Consider the following 17158-nt stretch of genomic DNA (forward strand, 5'->3'; position numbering starts at 1 on the left):
TAGCCTCTCTGACGTGTCACCTCGCATCACCGACCCCGAGCAGCTCAAAGAGCTCCTCGGCATCCCGTTCACCCCGGAGCAGACGGCCTGCATCACCGCGCCGCCCGCCCCGCAGGTGATCGTGGCCGGAGCGGGCTCGGGGAAGACGACGGTGATGGCGGCCCGCGTCGTGTGGCTGGTCGGCACCGGCCAGGTCGCCCCCGAGCAGGTCCTCGGCCTGACGTTCACGAACAAGGCGGCGGGGGAGCTCGCCGAGCGCGTGCGCCAGGCGCTGATCAGAGCGGGCGTCACCGACCCCGACACGGTCGACCCGGACAACCCGCCGGGCGAGCCGGTCATCTCGACGTACCACGCCTTCGCGGGCCGCCTCCTGACCGACCACGGCCTGCGCATCGGCCTGGAGCCGACCTCCCGCCTCCTCGCCGACGCCACCCGCTTCCAGCTCGCCGCGCGCGTGCTGCGCGAGGCCCCCGGCCCCTATCCCGCGCTGACCCGGTCCTTCCCCGACCTCGTCAGCGACCTCCTCGCCCTCGACAGCGAGCTCGCCGAGCATCTCGTGCGGCCCGAGCGACTCCGCGCGCACGACACCGAGCTGCTGCGCGCCCTGGAAGGCGCCAAGCTCACCAACCCCGACCTGCGCAAGGTCCCCGAGGCGGCCGCGGCCCGGCTCGAACTGGCCGAGCTCGTCGGCCACTACCGCGCGGCCAAGCGCTCCCGCGACCTCCTCGACTTCGGCGACCAGATCGCCCTCTCCGCGACGCTGGCCCGCACCCGCCCGGAGGTCGGCGAGATCCTCCGGGACGAGTTCCGCGTCGTCCTCCTCGACGAGTACCAGGACACGTCGGTCGCCCAGCGCATCCTCCTGTCCGGCCTGTTCGGCGGCGGCACGGGCCACCCGGTGACCGCGGTCGGCGACCCCTGCCAGGCCATCTACGGCTGGCGCGGCGCCTCCGTGGCGAACCTCGACGACTTCCCCGAGCACTTCGCGTACGCCGACGGGCACCCCGCCACCCGCCACGCGCTCAGCGAGAACCGCCGCAGCGGCGGCCGCCTCCTCGACCTCGCCAACGGCCTCGCGGAGCCCCTGCGCGCCATGCACGCGGGCGTGGAGGCCCTCCGGCCCGCGCCGGGCGCCGAGCGCGACGGCGTGGTGCGCTGCGCCCTGCTGCGCACGCACGCCGAGGAGATCAACTGGCTCGCCGACTCGATAGGCCACCTCGTCCGCACCGGCAAGGCGCCCGGCGAGATCGCCGTCCTGTGCCGCACGGCCACGGACTTCGCCGAGATCCAGTCCGCGCTGGTCGCCCGCGACATCCCGGTGGAGGTCGTCGGCCTCTCCGGACTGCTGCACCTCCCCGAGGTCGCCGACCTCGTCGCCGTCTGCGAAGTCCTCCAGGACCCGGGGGCGAACGCCTCCCTGGTGCGGCTCCTGACCGGCCCGCGCTGGCGCATCGGCGCCCGCGACCTCGCCCTCCTCGGCCGCAGGGCCCGCCTCCTCGTCCGCCCCGGGCACACCGCTCCCGACGACCCGGACCGCCGCCTCGCCGAAGCCGTCGAGGGAGTCGACCCGGCCGAGGTGATATCGCTCGCGGACGCGCTGGACACGTTCCTGGAGTCCCCCCTCGACCCGGACGACACCTCTGGACGGGACGACGGACTGCCCTTCTCGGCGGAGGCCAGGGTGCGCTTCGCCCGCCTCGCCGCGGAACTGCGCGAGCTGCGCCGGTCACTGGCCGACCCGCTGATGGACGTGCTGCACCGCGTGCTCGCCGTGACCGGCCTGGAGGTCGAGCTCTCCGCGTCGCCCGGCGCCCTGGCGGCCCGCCGCCGCGAGACCCTGTCGAACTTCCTGGACGTCGCCGCCTCCTTCGCGGCGAACGACAGCGGTGCGTCACTCCTCGCTTTCCTCGGCTTCCTGCGCACCGCCGCGCAGTACGAGAAGGGCCTCGACAACGCCCTGCCGGGCGGCGAGAACACCGTCAAGGTGCTCACCGCCCACAAGTCCAAAGGCCTGGAGTGGGATGTCGTCGCCGTCCCCGGCCTCGTCACCGGCACCTTCCCGAGCGCCCAGGGCCGCGAGAAGTGGACCGCGCAGGCCAAGGTGGTGCCTCACGAACTGCGCGGCGACGCGGCCACGCTGCCCGACGTCGACGCGTGGGACGCCAAGGGCATGAAGGCCTTCCACGAAGCGATGAAGGACCACCAGCGCACCGAGGAGCTCCGCCTCGGCTACGTGACCTTCACCCGCCCCCGCTCCCTGCTGCTCGGCTCCGGCCACTGGTGGGGGCCCTCCCAGAAGAAGCCGCGCGGCCCCTCGGACTTCCTCCAGGCCCTGCACGACCACTGCGCGGCCGGCCATGGCGAGATCGAGGCCTGGGCGGACGCGCCGGCCGAGGACGAGGAGAACCCCGCCCTCCACGAGGCGACGGCCGACCAGGCATGGCCCCTTCCGCTGGACGACGCCTCCCTGGCCCGCCGCCGCGCCGCCGCACAGACGGTCCTCGCCCACCTGGACCGCCTGACGGGAGAGGGCGCACCGGAGCCCGCCCGCTCCCATGAACAGACCCACCCGTCGGCGCACGACGACGTGCCCCCGGCCGAAAACCCCGACTGGCCACCCCCTCCGGAGGACGACGAACCTCCCTACGAAGACCTCGGCCACCCCGACGCCGACCCGGCGGACTGGGACTCGCTGGCCACCGAGCGCCCGACGGCCCCGCACCCCGCGGACTCACCGGGCGGGGACGGCCACGCACGCGTGCCGCACCCCGCCCCCGCGCCCGACGCCCGCCCGCACCCCGCCGACCGCGTCCCGGACAGCCGCCCCGCCCCGGAGGAGCCGGGCCCCCGCCTCACCCCGGAAGAGGCACGCACTCTCGCCTCCTGGGACCGCGATCTGGACGCCCTGACCGGAGAGCTCCTGCGCGCCCGCGAAGCGGTCAGGGACATCCCCGTGCCGCCCTCGCTCACCGCGTCCGAGCTGATGCGCCTGGCCGCCGACCCCGAGGGCTTCGCGCGGGACCTCGCCCGCCCCATGCCGCGTCCGCCGCAGCCCGCCGCCCGCCGCGGCACCCGCTTCCACGCCTGGATCGAGTCCCGCTTCGAAGAGCTCACCCTGCCGATGCACTTCCCGGAGGACCTGCCGGGCGGTGGCCCGGACGAGGCCGAGATCGCCGACGAGCGGGACTTGGAAGCCCTCAAGGAGGCGTTCGAGCGCACCGAGTACGCCCACCGCGCGCCCTACCGCGTCGAGGTCCCCTTCCAGTTCGTGATCGCGGGCCGCGTCATCAGGGGCCGCATCGACGCCGTCTACAAGGAAGGTGACGGCGCGGACACGACGTACGAGATCGTCGACTGGAAGACCAGCCGCACCCGCACCGCCGACCCCCTCCAGCTCGCCGTGTACCGCCTCGCCTGGGCCGAGCAGCAGGGCGTCCCCCTGGAGTCGGTCAAGGCCGCCTTCCTCTACGTACGCAGCGGGGAGGTCGCCCGCCCGAGGGACCTCCCGGGCCGCGCCAGGCTGGAGCGCCTCCTCCTGGAGGAGCCGGCCGGCGTCCCGGGTGACGAGCCACCGGACGAGCCCGCCCCGGATGGCGGATAGGCTCGTGACCATGAGCGAGACACCGGACAGCGCCGTCCGCACGTACATCGAGAACCACCGTGCCGCCTTCCTCGACGACCTCGCCGAGTGGCTGCGCATCCCGTCCGTGTCGGCTCAGCCCGACCACGCCGGGGACGTGCGCCGCAGCGCGGACTGGCTCGTCGCGGCGCTCAAGGAGACCGGCTTCCCGACCGCGGAGGTCTGGGAGACGCCCGGGGCACCCGCCGTCTTCGCCGAGTGGCCCTCCGACGACCCGCAGGCCCCCACCGTCCTCGTCTACGGCCACCACGACGTGCAGCCCGCGGCCCGCGAGGACGGCTGGCACACCGACCCCTTCGAGCCCGTCGTCCAGGGAAAGCGCCTCTACGCGCGCGGGGCGGCCGACGACAAGGGCCAGGTCTTCTTCCACACCCTCGGCGTCCGCGCCCACCTCGCCGCCACCGGCCGCACGGCGCCCGCGGTCAACCTCAAGCTGCTCGTCGAGGGCGAGGAGGAGTCCGGCTCCCCGCACTTCCGCGCGCTCATCGAGGCCCACAAGGACCGCATCGCCGCCGACGCGGTGATCGTCTCGGACACCGGTATGTGGTCGGAGGACACCCCGACCGTCTGCACGGGCATGCGCGGCCTCGCCGAGTGCGAGATCCAGCTGCACGGACCCGACCAGGACATCCACTCCGGATCCTTCGGCGGCGCCGTGCCGAACCCCGCCACCGAGGTCGCCCGCCTCGTCGCCGCCCTCCACGACGAGCACGCGCGCGTGGCGATCCCCGGCTTCTACGAAGGCATCGTCGAGCTCACCGACCGCGAGCGGGAACTCTTCGCCGAGCTCCCCTTCGACGAGGGACGCTGGCTGAGCACGGCCAAGTCCCACGGCACCCGCGGCGAGGCCGGGCACACCACCCTGGAGCGCATCTGGGCCCGCCCCACCGCCGAGGTCAACGGCATCGGAGGCGGCTATCAGGGCGTGGGAAGCAAGACGATCATCCCGTCGTCCGCCCTGGTGAAGCTGTCCTTCCGGCTGGTCGCGGGGCAGGACCCCGAGCACGTGGAGAAGGCCGTGCGCGCCTGGGCCGCCGACCGCGTCCCGGCCGGCATCCGCCACACGGTCACCTTCAGCTCCGCCACGCGCCCGTGCCTGACCCCGCTCGACCACCCGGCCCTGCAGTCCGTCGTACGGGCGATGGGCCGTGCCTTCGAGCAGAAGATCCGCTTCACGCGCGAGGGCGGCTCGGGACCGGCCGCCGATCTCCAGGACGTCCTCGGCGCGCCCGTGCTCTTCCTGGGCATCTCCGTCCCCTCCGACGGCTGGCACGCGCCGAACGAGAAGGTCGAGATCGATCTGCTGCTCAAGGGCGTCGAAACCACCGCCTACCTGTGGGGCGACCTCGCGGAGAACTGGCGCGATGCACACTGAGAGCCGCCGGACCGCCGGACCCGTCCTGCCGAACAACCCATTCCATCGGGGGAGTTGGAAGCACCTGTGACCACCTGGACCGACCGCACCGCAGACCGGCCCATCTCGCTGACCGCGCAGAGCGGCATCGACCGCGCGGCGCACCACCGCATGGACGAGGCGTGGCTGGCTGCCGCCTGGAGCCACCCCACGACCCGGGTCTTCGTGGTCTCCGGCGGCCAGGTGCTCATCGACGAGACGCCCGAGGGCGACACCGAACTGGTGATGACGCCGTCCTTCGAAGCGCCGCTCACCGAGGAGCACCGCTACTTCCTGGGCACGGACGACGACGGCGTCAGCTACTTCGCGCTCCAGAAGGACACCCTGCCGGGCCGCATGGACCAGTCGGCGCGCCCCGCCGGGCTGCGCGAGGCGGGGCTCCTGCTCTCCCCCCGGGACGCGGGCCTGATGGTGCACGCCGTCGCCCTGGAGAACTGGCAGCGGCTGCACCGCTTCTGCTCGCGCTGCGGTGAGCGCACGATCATCGCGGCGGCGGGCCACATCCGCCGCTGCCAGGCCTGCGGCGCCGAGCACTACCCGCGCACGGACCCCGCCGTGATCATGGCGGTCAGGGACAGCGAGGACCGCATCCTCCTCGGCCGCCAGATGCACTGGCCCGAAGGACGCTTCTCCACCCTCGCGGGCTTCGTCGAGCCGGGGGAGTCCATCGAGCAGTCGGTGCGGCGCGAGGTCTTCGAAGAGGCGGGTGTCACGGTCGGCGACGTGGAGTACGTCGCGAGCCAGCCCTGGCCGTTCCCCTCCAGCCTGATGCTGGGCTTCATGGCCGACGCCACCTCATCGGAGATCAACGTCGACGGCGAGGAGATCCACGAGGCCCGCTGGTTCTCCCGGGAAGACCTGCGGGCCGCATTCGAGTCCGGAGAGGTCCTGCCTCCCTACGGGATCTCGATTGCGGCCCGGCTGATCGAGCTCTGGTACGGCGAGCCCCTGCCGAGGCCGGGGACCGTCGGCTAAGCCGCTCAGACGGCCAGCTTCTGCTTGACCTGCGCCAGCGATGGGTTGGTGAGCGTCGAGCCGTCCGGGAAGAGAACGGTGGGAACCGTCTGGTTTCCGTCGTTCGCCTTCTCGACGAAGGCCGCGGAGTCCGGGTCGTGCTCGATGTTGACCTCGGTGTACGCAATGCCCTCACGGTCCATCTGACCCTTGAGGCGGCGGCAGTAGCCGCACCACGTCGTGCTGTACATCGTCACAGTGCCCGGCATGTCTCGTGTGCTCCTTCGTTGCTCGGGGTGCGTCATCGCAATGGATCGAACGTACGCGACACGGCCACCATTCCCGCATTAGTACGACCGGTGACGCATCCCTGTGGACAACCGGCTCACCCGCCCCCTGCGACCTGGCAAGCTGGCTGGGTGACATCAGCAACGCACTCCACCCTCTTCCCGCAGGTCCCGGACTCCCCTGACGCGGTGCTCGACGGGCTCGACCCGGAGCAGCGCGAGGTCGCCACCGCCCTGCACGGGCCGGTGTGCGTCCTGGCGGGCGCGGGCACCGGCAAGACGCGGGCGATCACGCACCGGATCGCCTATGGGGTGCGCGCCGGAATGCTCCAGCCCGCCAGTGTGCTGGCCGTCACCTTCACCAACCGCGCGGCGGGCGAGATGCGCGGCCGCCTCCGCCAGCTCGGCGCCTCCGGCGTCCAGGCCAGGACGTTCCACTCCGCGGCCCTGCGCCAGCTCCAGTTCTTCTGGCCGAAAGCAGTCGGTGGCCCGCTGCCCCGGATCGTCGACCGCAAGATCAAGCTCGTCGCGGACGCGGCCGCCGCCTGCCGCATCCGCCTCGACCGCAATGAGCTGCGCGACCTCACCAGCGAGATCGAGTGGTCCAAGGTCACCCAGACCGTCCCCTCGGACTATGCGGCGGCCGCCGCCAAGTCGGGCCGCGACATCCCGCGCGACCCCGCCGAGATCGCCCAGCTCTACGCCGCGTACGAGGACCTCAAGCGCGACCGCGCCGTCATCGACTTCGAGGACGTGCTGCTGCTCGCCGTCGGCATCCTCCAGGACCGGCACGACATCGCCGAACAGGTCCGCTCCCAGTACCAGCACTTCGTGGTCGACGAGTACCAGGACGTGAGCCCGCTCCAGCAGCGCCTCCTGGAGCTGTGGCTCGGCGACCGGGACAACCTCTGCGTCGTCGGCGACGCCAGCCAGACGATCTACTCCTTCACCGGCGCGACCCCCGACCACCTGCTGAACTTCCGCGCCCGCCACCCAGGGGCGACGGTCGTCAAGCTGGTCCGTGACTACCGCTCCACCCCCCAGGTGGTCCACCTGGCGAACGGCCTGCTCTCCCAGGCCCGCGGCCGCGCCGCCGACCACCGCCTGGAGCTGATCTCCCAGCGCGACCCCGGCACCGAGCCGGTCTACACGGAGTACGCGGACGAGCCCGCCGAGGCCGAAGGCGCCGCCCGCCGCATCCGCGCCCTCCTCGCCGACGGCGTCCCCGCCAGCGAGATCGCGATCCTCTTCCGCACGAACTCCCAGTCGGAGATCTACGAACAGGCGCTCGCCGACGCGGGCGTGCCCTATCAGCTCCGCGGCGCCGAGCGGTTCTTCGAGCGCACCGAGGTGCGCGAAGCGGGCGCGGCCCTGCGCGGCGCGGCCCGCTTCGGGGGCAACGACGCGTTGCTGGACGACGTGGTCGACCTCCCCTCCCAGGTGCGTGCCGTGCTCTCCACCAAGGGCTGGACGAGCGAGCCGCCCGCGGGCTCCGGGGCAGTCCGCGACCGCTGGGAGTCCCTGGCCGCGCTGGTGCGGCTCGCCGAGGACTTCTCCCGGTCCAGACCGGAGGCGACCCTCGCCGACCTCGTGGCCGAACTCGACGAGCGGGCGAACGCCCAGCACGCGCCCACCGTCGAGGGCGTCACCCTCGCCTCGCTGCACGCGGCCAAGGGCCTGGAGTGGGACGCCGTGTTCCTGGTGGGCCTCGCCGAAGGCATGATGCCGATCACGTACGCCAAGACGGATGAGCAGATCGAGGAGGAGCGCCGCCTCCTCTATGTGGGGGTGACCCGCGCCCGCGTCCACCTCTCCCTCTCCTGGGCGCTCTCCCGCTCGCCGGGCGGCCGTCCGAACCGCCGCCCCAGCCGCTTCCTGGACGGCCTGCGCCCGGGCTCCGGAGCCGGCGCGGCGGCCCGGGCCGCGGGCGGCGGGCCCGGCGGCGTCGAGCGCGGCAGCGGCGGCGTCGAGGGGACCGGCACCGCGGTCGGGCGCCGGCAGCGGAAGAGCCGGGCTCCGGCCCGCTGCCGGGTCTGCGGCCGCACCCTGACCGACGCGGGCGAGCTGAAGCTCCTGCGGTGCGAGGACTGCCCGTCCGACATGGACGAAGGGCTCTACGAGCGGTTGCGGGAGTGGCGGTCCGGCCAGGCGAGAGACCTGGGACAGCCTGCCTACTGCGTCTTCACGGACAAAACCTTGATCGCGATCGCGGAGGCCGTGCCCGACGACGAGGGCGAGCTGGCCCGGATCCCCGGGGTCGGGGTCCGTAAGTTTCATCGCTTCGGAGCCGATGTCCTCGCCATTTGTGCAGGTCAGGAGCGTGTAAGGGGCGCCGATGACGAATGATTCAAACTCGTCGAAAAAATAGTTTGCGCATGCGCGAGGAAGACCCATAGGTTCTTAACACGGAAACGGCGGCTTCTCCGAAGCCCCGGTTTCGTGCTGTACTTGACAGTCCGCAGGATCGGTTCCGGTCGATCCCCTAGACGCCGAGAGGAGGCGAATTCCAGTGATCAGCATCAACGAGAGCTTCATCAGCACCGCGAAAATGACCGATCGCTCGGTCGTCGCTTCCTGCCTGCTCGGCTTCTCGAACCAGGGCACCGGTCTGTCCGGCGGCATCCCCGCCGTGCGTCCGCTGTCCGCCCCCATGCCTCTCGCCGGTCTTCTCGTCAGCGAGGCCAATGAGGGCAATGAGCGACCGACCGAGGCACCGGAAGCAGCAGTAGCGGAGGCGCAGGCCCAGGCCTATGCCTTTGCGGCAGCCGGTGCCGGATTCCGGAAGCAGACGACGCACCACCACACGATGTGGGCCTTCCGTGGGCTCGAACCCTGGAGTGATCCAGTCTGATCCTCGATCAGACCGGCGCCTTCAGGGCCGCGGAACCCCACCCGGGATCCGCGGCCCTTCTGTTTTCCCCAAAACAGGGAGACGGAGCGAAGGGGCCGACAGCAAGACCCGGTACCAGCCGCCAACCGGCCGACCCAGGCCGGCACGACCAGACGAGGAAAACACCACCGTGCAACTCGAAGCGCACGCCCCGTCCGTACCGCCTTCACAGACGCTCCCCCCGCCCGCACCCACGGAGGACCCGGCCTTGACTCCCCTCACCGCGCTCACCGCGCTCGACGACGCCATCGAGAACCTCGGCGTACCCGTTCCCTGCCGTGCCTACGACCCGGAGGTCTTCTTCGCGGAGTCCCCGGCCGACGTCGAGTACGCCAAGTCCCTCTGCCGCACCTGCCCGCTGATGGAGGCCTGCCTCGCCGGCGCCAAGGAGCGGCGTGAGCCGTGGGGCGTCTGGGGCGGTGAGCTGTTCGTCCAGGGCGTCGTGGTTGCCCGGAAGCGGCCCCGTGGCCGCCCGCGCAAGAACCCGGTCGTCGCATGAACACCGCCGGAACCATCGACCGCCCCCTCACGCACGACCCCAAGAAGCAGGCCCCGATGAAGGCAGCCACCCGCGAGCCCGCCGGCTCCGCGACCCCAGACTTCACCACCACCGGCGCGCACGTCTCGCGCCAGAACAGGACCCGAGAGATGCAACTCTTCCCAGAAGCCATGGCTCGTGCGCATATGCACGAACGCCTGCGTGAGGCCGAGGCTCAACGCCCGGCCTTGCGTCTGGTGGCGGCCCGCCGTATGCAGCGCCGCGCGGAGCGCGCCTCGCTGCGTGCCCGGCGCGCGCTCGCCATAGCGGTCATGCAGTAAGAGCCGCGCAGGCGCTTCGGCGCGATGACAGATACCCGCGGGGGCCGGTCCGAACGGACCGGCCCCCGCAGTGCGTTGTACTCCCCGATCGTCCGGAAGCGGCGATAGGGTCGCCCGGTGGAACAGCAGAACTCCCGGCCCGCGGAGACAGCGAACGTCGTCTGCTCCCGCTGCGGCACGGTCGCCGAAGGCACGCCACCGACCTGGACCTGCTCCGTGGAGAACGGCACCCGCCACTACTTCTGCGACGCCTGCGCGCGGGAGAACATCAGAGCCATCGAAGGACGCCTCGACTCCGACTGGTGGTGAGCCTCCCGTGGCTCAGGCCTCCACCGCCGCGCTGCCGTGCTCGGTCTCCTCGGTCGCCTCGATCTCCGCGATCTCGATCTCCTCGGGATCCTCCACGAAGCCGGGCAGCCACTCCTCCAGCTCGTCCCTCATCCGTACCGTCGCGCCCAGCTGGCACAGCACCCCGATCGTGCTCACCGTCACGCGGTGTATGAGCAGATACGCCGGGGGCAGGTTCAGATAGCGGCCCAACTGGTAGGCGGGGGAGCGGACATCGGCAAGCCGGGCCGCGTGCTTGCGCATCCAGGCACGGGTGAAGGTGTACTCGTCCACCGCCATGGGCTCAATGATCGGCAGCAGATAGTCGAGCACCGCCTGCGGTTCCAGGTCGACGGACTCCTTGACGAAGTTCTCCTCGCGCAACATGTCGTAGACGGCGTCGGCCTCGCCCTCCAGCGTCATCCGCAACGACCTGCCGATGGTCGGGGGCAGCCCGTCGGGCAGCCGGTCGACCGTGCCGAAGTCGAGGACACCGAGGCGGTAACCGTCCTTCTCGTCGGGAAGCAGGCGGAAGTTGCCGGGGTGCGGGTCGGCATGCAGCAGTCCCGTGCGCGTCGGACCGGAGAAGAGGAAGCGGGCCAGCAGCTGGCCCGCCCGGTCGCGCTGCTCCTTGGTGCCGTCGGCGATCACCTCCGAGAGAGGCGTCCCGTCCATCCACTCGGTCACCAGGACCTGCTCGCTCTGGTGCACCACCTGCGGCACCACCACGTCGGGGTCGTCCGCGAACTCGTCGGCGTGCGCCTGCTGGGCCTGCGCCTCCAAGGCGTAGTCGAGCTCCTCCGAGACGCGGTCGCGCAGCTCCGCGATGAGCGGCTTGATGTCCATCCCCGGAATCAGCGGCCCCAGGAGGCGTGCGAACCGGCTGAGTTGGTTGAGGTCGGAGAGCAGCGCCTCGCCCGCCCCCGGGTACTGGACCTTGACCGCCACCTCACGGCCGTCCGCCCACACGGCCCGGTGGACCTGCCCGATCGACGCCGCGGCCGCCGGCTTGTCCTCGAACTCCAGGAACAGATCCCGCCAGTCCTCGCCGAGCCGCTCCTCGAGCACGGAGTGCACGGTGCGGGTCGGCATCGGGGGCGCCGCCTCCTGGAGCTTCGTCAGAGCCGCTCGATACGGCCCCGCGACCTCCTCCGGCAGCGCGGACTCGAAGACGGACAGCGCCTGCCCGAACTTCATGGCGCCGCCCTTCAGCTCGCCGAGGACCTTGAAGAGCTGCTCTGCCGTGCGCTGCTGCAGCTCGCGCCCCACGATCTCCGCCGACTTGCCCCCGATCCGCTTGCCGAGCCCCCAGGTCGCCCGCCCCGCGAAGCCGAGTGGCAGCGCGGCCAGTTTGGCGGTACGGGTTACCGCCTTCCGGGGAAGATCAGACATGCGCCCCTCCAAGTCCCAGACAGCCGCGCCTTGTCAGGCGGTTACCCGGCCATTGTTGCGTGCGGCTTCGTGTCAGCGGTGGGCCGATCCCCCTTAACGGACACACCGGCCCCACAAGAGCATGATGGATGCGGCCAAATCGGGCTCGAGTGCCACTCGAATCCTGGGACGGAGGCCGTCCAGCGCACCCCTGCCCCGGCCGATGAACCGCTGTCCAGAAAGGTGAGGGCATGCCCCGCCGCCAGCCCGGCGACCGAGGTCGACAGGGCCAGGTCACACGCTGGCACCTGCCGCGCGGGCCCGGAGCGCCACTGGGCCAGCATCCGGGGCCAGGTGGGATCGCGGTCCGCGCGCTGCCGGAACAGACACTCGGCACACGCGGTCGTCCCCGGCAGGACCAGAGGGCCCACGACGCCCGTCCCCTCGATCACTCCTGCGTAGAGATGGGGAATTCCGGAGGCGAGCAGTTCCTCGGCGGCGGCGGGCGCGGGAGCATACGCGTCCAGGCCGTCCCTCGGGGCGATGATCACCAGGGACAGGCCTGCCGCCCCTTCCGGCTCGGTGGACCGCCGGGGTGGCCGGCCCGGTGCCGACTGGCGCACGATCCGGCGTGCGGTCGTGTCCCTGCGCTCCCCGACGGACTCGGCGGGCAGGCCGCCCGGCGCGACGTCCCACGGCTGCACATGCCCGCCGTCCAGCACATCGACCCGGCCGACACCCGCCCCCGCAAGCACGGAGGCCACGACGGCGCCGACCCGCCCGGCACCCCGCACCCGCACCCGCATGGCACGCCGCGCCGCGGCCTTGGCCATCGCGTCGCCCGGCTCGGGGGAGAGGAGCGACAGCGAGGCCAGATCGGCGCGCAGCCGGTCCATGACCTCGCCCCGTTCACGCAGCGCGTCCGCCGCGGGGCCGCCGCCCGTCGAGTCGTCGAGGAGGCCGGCCCGCGAGAGCTCGCCCAGGAGTCTGTCCACGTGCCCGTCCGGCAGCCCCATCCGCCGGGCCTCCTCGCGCAGGAGCGGCACCCCGCGAGTGCCGTCCAGAAGAGTCAGAAAGCTGCTCGTCGCCGTGTCCATCGGGCCGAGCACCAGGGCGTGCGCGGGCGCCACCCCGAACTGCACGGTGCTCAGGTCCCGCCAGCCGCGCCGCAGCGCGGGCTTCAGGACCGGGTGCATGGCCGTCACCGCCGTCGCTGCTGCCGCTGCCGTCGTGCTCGTCACGGTCGTCGCTGTCGTCGTGCTCGTCACGGTCGCCGTCGCCGTCATCGCTGTCGTCATGGTCGTCCCCCGTCGGCCGGTCGTCGCGGGCCCGTCCGCCGCGCCGATCGAAGGCCAGAATGCCCGCCTCACCGGACGCCCGCGTCGCGTTGTCCACAGGCGGTGGGTGTTCGTCGTACTAATCAGTCGTACTAATCAAACGCACAGGGAGCGGAACAGCGCCGAACCGTCCCGGAGGCGGGACTTCCCCCATGCCCAGCGGGTAACGTCGGGGCGTGCCCGCCGACCCGTCCCCTCGCGTCGCTGGGGAGACCTCAGCGCGTCGCGCCGGAGCTCCACAGCGCAGCACGACCAGCCCGTCGCCGTCCGGTGCGGTGGCCAGCGCGGTCGAGGTCAGGCGGAGCGCCCGCCGCCGCAGAACGGTCTCCGCGTACCGGGAGGGCGACCGCACCGTCGTCCTCATCCCGGCCCGGATGTCCGAGGCGGAAGAGCAGCGCTGGGTCAACGTGATGCTCGACAAGCTCGCGGCCCAGGAGAGCAAGCGGCTGCTCGGCGACGCGGAGCTCGCCGCGCGCGCCGGCCGGCTGTCCGAGCAGTACTTCGGCGGCCGCGCCAGGCCGGCCTCCGTTCGCTGGGTCACGAACCAGAACACGCGCTGGGGCTCCTGCACCCCGGCCGAGGGCAGCATCCGCCTTTCGCACCGGCTCCAGGGGATGCCCGAGTACGTCGTGGACTACGTGCTCGTCCACGAGCTCGCCCACCTTCTCGTCCCCGGCCACGGGCCCCGTTTCTGGCGGCTCCTGGAGGCCTATCCCCGCACCGAGCGGGCGCGGGGCTACCTCGAAGGGGTGGTCGCGGCCGGTCGGCTGCCCCACCTGCCGGCCGCCCGCGAGGAGTGAACGTCCGCCGGATCTCGCGGTTGTGTAGCGGGTCTGTACCGGCTTCGCCCGCTGTCGGACTTTGCGGTTAGCCTGACGCGACGCATTCACATTCGGGATGGGGGACGGTCGTTACGTATGGCCAGGGAATTCCAACGCGGCCACAAGGCCAAGGTCAGTGACCTCACCGCGGGAACCGATCTGTACGTCGGCGTGCAGATCTCCGCACCGGGGCTGACGTTCGACATCAGCTGCTTCGGCCTGGACGCGAGCGAGCGGCTCTCGGACGACCGTTACTTCATCTTCTTCAACCAGCCGAAGTCCCCCGAGGAGTCGATCCAGCTCCTGGGCGCCCAGGCGGGCGACACCGAGTCCTTCCGGGTCACGCTCGACCGCATTCCGCAGCAGATCCAGCGGCTGTCGTTCACGGCGACGATCGACGGCGCCGGGCAGATGTCGCAGGTGGCCTCCGGGTACATCCGCATCGTCGCGGGCGGCGAGGAAGTGGCGCGCTACGCCTTCACCGGCGCGGAGTTCTCCACGGAGCGCGCCGTCATGCTGGGCGACTTCTACATGAAGGACGTCTGGCGCTTCGCCGCGATCGGCCAGGGCTTCGACGGCGGGCTCGACGCACTCCTGAGGAACTTCGGCGGCGAGGTCGCCGAGGAGGAGCCCGCCGCCCCGCAGCCGCAGGCCGCCGCGCCCTCCTTCGCACCGCCCGCGCAGGCCGCGGCGCCGCCCGCGTTCGGCGCCCCGGCCTCGGCCGCGCCGCCCCAGGCGCCCGCGCCCGCTCCCGCTCCTGCCCCCGCTCCGGCGCCCGCCCCCGCTCCCGCGCAGAACTTCGCGCCCCCGCAGGGCGCCACCCCGCCCCCGGCTCCCGCCCCCATGAACCCCTCGGTGCACGCCGCGCAGACCGTCGTGGCCCCGATGCACCAGCCGCCGGGAGGAGCCGTGCCGCCGCCGTCGGCCCCCTCGCCGTACGGCCAGCCCGGCCAGCAGCCCCCGCAGTTCGGCCAGGCCCCGGGCCAGACCGCACCCCCGCCGCCCGGATACGGCCAGCAGCCCGCCGCCCCCATGCCCCCGCCCGGATACGGCCAGCAGCCCCCCAGCGGTCAGTTCCCCGGACAGCCCGCCGCCCCGCAGGGTGCGGCGGCGCCCCAGGGCGCCGGTGTGGCCGCGGCACTCCAGAAGTACCGCGAGGCCCCCACCGGCCAGCGCTGGACGCAGCAGAACGAGAAGCTCGTGCGCGTCGACCTGGGCGTCGCCGACCAGGCGATCCTCGCCCGTCAGGGCAGCATGGTGCTCTACCAGGGCAAGGTCGAGTTCAGCTACAAGGGCGCGGGCTTCGCCGGACGCATCGTGGGCAACTCCACCGGCCAGGAGATGCAGCTGATGCGCTGCTCGGGCCGAGGGCAGGTCTTCCTCGCCGAGGAAGGCACCCACCTGCACCCCATCGAACTCCAGGGCGACGCGATCTGCGTCTCGGCGGAGAACGTCCTCGCCTTCGACGAGACGCTCCAGCACGAAGTGCGCAGGATCGAGGGCCACGGCATCCCCGGCGGCGCTCTGTTCGTCATGCAGTTCCAGGGCACCGGCACCGTCATCGTGAAGACCCACGGCGTGCCCGTCGTCCTGCCCGTCACGCCGACGACCTTCGCCGACTGCCACGCCGTCGTCGCCTGGTCGGCCGCCGCTCAGGCGATCGTTTCCAGCCAGGTCCGGATGCGCAGCAACGCGTACGCGGGATCCACGGGGGAGAGCGTGAACCTCCAGTTCCGTGGCGCGCCCGGCAATTTCATCGTCGTCCAGCCGTACGAGGTCTGAGGGAGCCCGTCATGAATCAGCAGCTCGCGGGCTTTGCTCCCGCACCCGTCGCCGCCCGCATGGAGAACCACGGCCACCACATGGTCAAGGTCGCCATGCAGACCGGCAACGACCTCCTCGCGCGCGTGGGCTCGATGGTCGCCTACGAAGGGTTCGTGCAGTACGAGCCGAATCCGCCCGCCGTCCGTCAGGTCGCGCGCGAGTGGATGACCGGCGAGGGCGCGCCCCTGATGAAGTGCTCCGGAGACGGCCTTCTCTACCTCGCCGACTACGGAGCGGACGTCGTCGTCATCAATCTGGCGGGCGACTCCCTCTCGGTGAACGGCACCAACCTCCTCGCCTTCGACGCGTCCCTCCAGTGGGGCGTCGAGCGGGTCAAGGGCATGGCCAAGTTCGCCGGGCAGGGCCTGTGGAACATCAAGATCTCCGGCCAGGGCTGGGTCGCGCTGACGTCCCGGGGCACCCCGATCGTCGTCGACTGCGGCCGTGGCGACGACGAGACGTACGTCGACCCGGACGCCCTGATCGCCTGGTCCCCGAACCTCAAGGTGAAGGGCAAGCGCAGCTTCAAGGCCGGCTCCCTCATCGGGCGCGGCAGCGGCGAGGCCTACCAGATGGGCTTCTCCGGAGAGGGCATCGTCGTCGTACAGCCCAGCGAGGACAGCACCGACCGTCTCCGAGCACGGGGCTGAGGGGGAGCAACACACCATGCAGAGCCCACTTTTCGCGCACGCCGAACAGCAGACCCAGGAGCGCTACTCCGTCCAGAACCCGCAGCTGCTGCGGGTCGCCCTGGAAGGCCACGACGACGTCCTGGCCCGCAAGGGCGCGATGGTCGCCTACCAGGGGCTGATCGAGTTCGACGCGGAGTACCAGAGCCAGGGCAACCAGCGGGCCCGCGCGCACACCGGCGAGGGCCTGGACCTGATGCGCTGCCACGGTCAGGGCACGGTCTACTTCGCCAACCTCGCCCAGTACATCCATGTGGTGGATGTCGACCAGGACGGCCTGACCGTGGACAGCAGCTACGTCCTCGCGATGGACTCGTCGCTGACCCACCAGGTCATCGCCGTCGACAGCCAGTACGGCATCTCCGGCTCCGGCAAGTACCAGCTCAACATCAACGGGCGCGGCAAGGTCGCCCTGATGACGTCGGGCCAGCCCCTGATGTTGCAGGTCACGCCCGACCGGTACGTCAACGCGGACGCCGACGCGATCGTCGCCTGGTCCAACGGCCTGCGCGTCCAGATGCAGGCCCAGACCCATTCCTCGGGCGTCTGGCGCCGCCGCGGCAACACCGGCGAGGGCTGGGAGCTCAGCTTCATGGGCCAGGGCTACGCGCTCGTCCAGCCGAGCGAGATGCTGCCGCCCCAGAACGCGGAGATCGGGCGGGGCGCCCAAGCGCAGTTCGGGATGGGCCAGCAAGGGGCCCGGGGGCAGAACCAGGGCAACGTCTGGAGCTGAGCGCTCCGCTGCGGTGAAGCAGCGGACAGGGCGCGGGGAGCACGTGCGGGCC

Annotated in this window: 15 protein-coding genes; 12 read left to right on the forward strand and 3 right to left on the reverse strand. The window is 71.9% G+C overall.

The genetic code is table 11. The annotated features are described in order from the left end of the window. Positions 1 to 13 precede the first annotated feature (13 nt). From ACH4D5_RS11485 to nudC, 3 genes are all read left to right on the forward strand, one after another. Entirely contained in the window at positions 14 to 3601 is a 3588-nt protein-coding gene (locus tag ACH4D5_RS11485) for a UvrD-helicase domain-containing protein (RefSeq protein ID WP_398300949.1), read from the forward strand. A gap of 10 nt (positions 3602 to 3611) precedes the next feature. Then, positions 3612 to 5015 (forward strand): dipeptidase, encoded by a 1404-nt coding sequence (locus ACH4D5_RS11490; protein WP_398300951.1) that lies wholly within the window; start codon positions 3612 to 3614, stop codon positions 5013 to 5015. Positions 5016 to 5081: 66 nt separating this feature from the next. Further along, positions 5082 to 6029 carry an NAD(+) diphosphatase gene (gene nudC, locus ACH4D5_RS11495; protein ID WP_398300953.1) on the forward strand — a complete coding sequence of 316 codons (948 nt, stop codon included), beginning with the start codon at positions 5082 to 5084 and terminating at the stop codon, positions 6027 to 6029. A gap of 5 nt (positions 6030 to 6034) precedes the next feature. On the opposite strand, the gene ACH4D5_RS11500 is transcribed toward nudC, so the two are convergent. Then, positions 6035 to 6277, reverse strand: a complete 243-nt coding sequence (locus ACH4D5_RS11500) for a mycoredoxin (protein ID WP_398300955.1) — start codon at positions 6275 to 6277, stop codon at positions 6035 to 6037. 69 nt (positions 6278 to 6346) lie between these two features. Here ACH4D5_RS11500 and ACH4D5_RS11505 point away from each other — a divergent pair, with 69 nt between their 5' ends. From ACH4D5_RS11505 to ACH4D5_RS11525, 5 genes are all read left to right on the forward strand, one after another. Beyond that, positions 6347 to 8641 carry an ATP-dependent DNA helicase UvrD2 gene (locus ACH4D5_RS11505; RefSeq protein ID WP_398301438.1) on the forward strand — a complete coding sequence of 765 codons (2295 nt, stop codon included), beginning with the start codon at positions 6347 to 6349 and terminating at the stop codon, positions 8639 to 8641. 163 nt (positions 8642 to 8804) lie between these two features. After that, positions 8805 to 9146 (forward strand): hypothetical protein, encoded by a 342-nt coding sequence (locus ACH4D5_RS11510; protein ID WP_398300957.1) that lies wholly within the window; start codon positions 8805 to 8807, stop codon positions 9144 to 9146. Between the two features lie 169 nt (positions 9147 to 9315). Further along, the gene (locus ACH4D5_RS11515; protein ID WP_362996395.1) at positions 9316 to 9684 is read left to right on the forward strand and encodes a WhiB family transcriptional regulator; all 369 of its coding nucleotides are present in this window, start codon (positions 9316 to 9318) and stop codon (positions 9682 to 9684) included. Continuing rightward, entirely contained in the window at positions 9681 to 10004 is a 324-nt protein-coding gene (locus ACH4D5_RS11520) for a hypothetical protein (protein WP_398300959.1), read from the forward strand. The genes ACH4D5_RS11515 and ACH4D5_RS11520 overlap by 4 nt, the downstream gene beginning before the upstream one ends. 117 nt (positions 10005 to 10121) lie before the next feature. Further along, entirely contained in the window at positions 10122 to 10313 is a 192-nt protein-coding gene (locus tag ACH4D5_RS11525; protein ID WP_398300961.1) for a hypothetical protein, read from the forward strand. A 12-nt stretch (positions 10314 to 10325) separates the two neighbouring features. Here the strand turns inward: ACH4D5_RS11525 and ACH4D5_RS11530 are convergent, their stop codons facing one another. Together ACH4D5_RS11530 and ACH4D5_RS11535 are read right to left on the reverse strand one after the other, a co-directional pair. After that, positions 10326 to 11723 (reverse strand): ABC1 kinase family protein, encoded by a 1398-nt coding sequence (locus ACH4D5_RS11530; RefSeq protein WP_398300963.1) that lies wholly within the window; start codon positions 11721 to 11723, stop codon positions 10326 to 10328. A 41-nt stretch (positions 11724 to 11764) separates the two neighbouring features. Then, positions 11765 to 12898, reverse strand: a complete 1134-nt coding sequence (locus tag ACH4D5_RS11535; RefSeq protein WP_398301440.1) for a TOMM precursor leader peptide-binding protein — start codon at positions 12896 to 12898, stop codon at positions 11765 to 11767. A gap of 317 nt (positions 12899 to 13215) precedes the next feature. On the opposite strand from ACH4D5_RS11535, the gene ACH4D5_RS11540 reads away from it, so the two are divergent. The 4 genes from ACH4D5_RS11540 to ACH4D5_RS11555 all read left to right on the forward strand — a co-directional run bounded on the left by ACH4D5_RS11540 (position 13216) and on the right by ACH4D5_RS11555 (position 17106). Then, entirely contained in the window at positions 13216 to 13839 is a 624-nt protein-coding gene (locus tag ACH4D5_RS11540; protein ID WP_398300964.1) for a M48 family metallopeptidase, read from the forward strand. Positions 13840 to 13956: 117 nt separating this feature from the next. Continuing rightward, a complete protein-coding gene (locus ACH4D5_RS11545) occupies positions 13957 to 15642 on the forward strand; it encodes a TerD family protein (RefSeq protein ID WP_398300965.1) in 1686 nt (561 codons plus the stop codon). A gap of 11 nt (positions 15643 to 15653) precedes the next feature. After that, the gene (locus ACH4D5_RS11550) at positions 15654 to 16334 is read left to right on the forward strand and encodes an AIM24 family protein (RefSeq protein ID WP_362328532.1); all 681 of its coding nucleotides are present in this window, start codon (positions 15654 to 15656) and stop codon (positions 16332 to 16334) included. Between the two features lie 16 nt (positions 16335 to 16350). Beyond that, positions 16351 to 17106, forward strand: a complete 756-nt coding sequence (locus tag ACH4D5_RS11555) for an AIM24 family protein (protein WP_398300966.1) — start codon at positions 16351 to 16353, stop codon at positions 17104 to 17106. Positions 17107 to 17158 lie beyond the last annotated feature (52 nt).

The sequence above is a fragment of the Streptomyces sp. NPDC018029 genome, from assembly GCF_044327655.1.
In the GTDB taxonomy this organism is placed as follows: Bacteria; Actinomycetota; Actinomycetes; order Streptomycetales; family Streptomycetaceae; genus Streptomyces.

Excerpts from the sequence above, each read along its gene's own strand:
- ACH4D5_RS11490 (WP_398300951.1), top strand. The coding sequence starts at position 3,612 with ATGAGCGAGACACCGGACAGCGCCGTCCGCACGTACATCGAGAACCAC.
- ACH4D5_RS11500 (WP_398300955.1), bottom strand. The coding sequence starts at position 6,277 with ATGCCGGGCACTGTGACGATGTACAGCACGACGTGGTGCGGCTACTGC.
- ACH4D5_RS11520 (WP_398300959.1), top strand. The coding sequence starts at position 9,681 with ATGAACACCGCCGGAACCATCGACCGCCCCCTCACGCACGACCCCAAG.
- ACH4D5_RS11530 (WP_398300963.1), bottom strand. The coding sequence starts at position 11,723 with ATGTCTGATCTTCCCCGGAAGGCGGTAACCCGTACCGCCAAACTGGCC.
- ACH4D5_RS11535 (WP_398301440.1), bottom strand. The coding sequence starts at position 12,898 with ATGCACCCGGTCCTGAAGCCCGCGCTGCGGCGCGGCTGGCGGGACCTG.
- ACH4D5_RS11545 (WP_398300965.1), top strand. The coding sequence starts at position 13,957 with ATGGCCAGGGAATTCCAACGCGGCCACAAGGCCAAGGTCAGTGACCTC.
- ACH4D5_RS11550 (WP_362328532.1), top strand. The coding sequence starts at position 15,654 with ATGAATCAGCAGCTCGCGGGCTTTGCTCCCGCACCCGTCGCCGCCCGC.
- ACH4D5_RS11555 (WP_398300966.1), top strand. The coding sequence starts at position 16,351 with ATGCAGAGCCCACTTTTCGCGCACGCCGAACAGCAGACCCAGGAGCGC.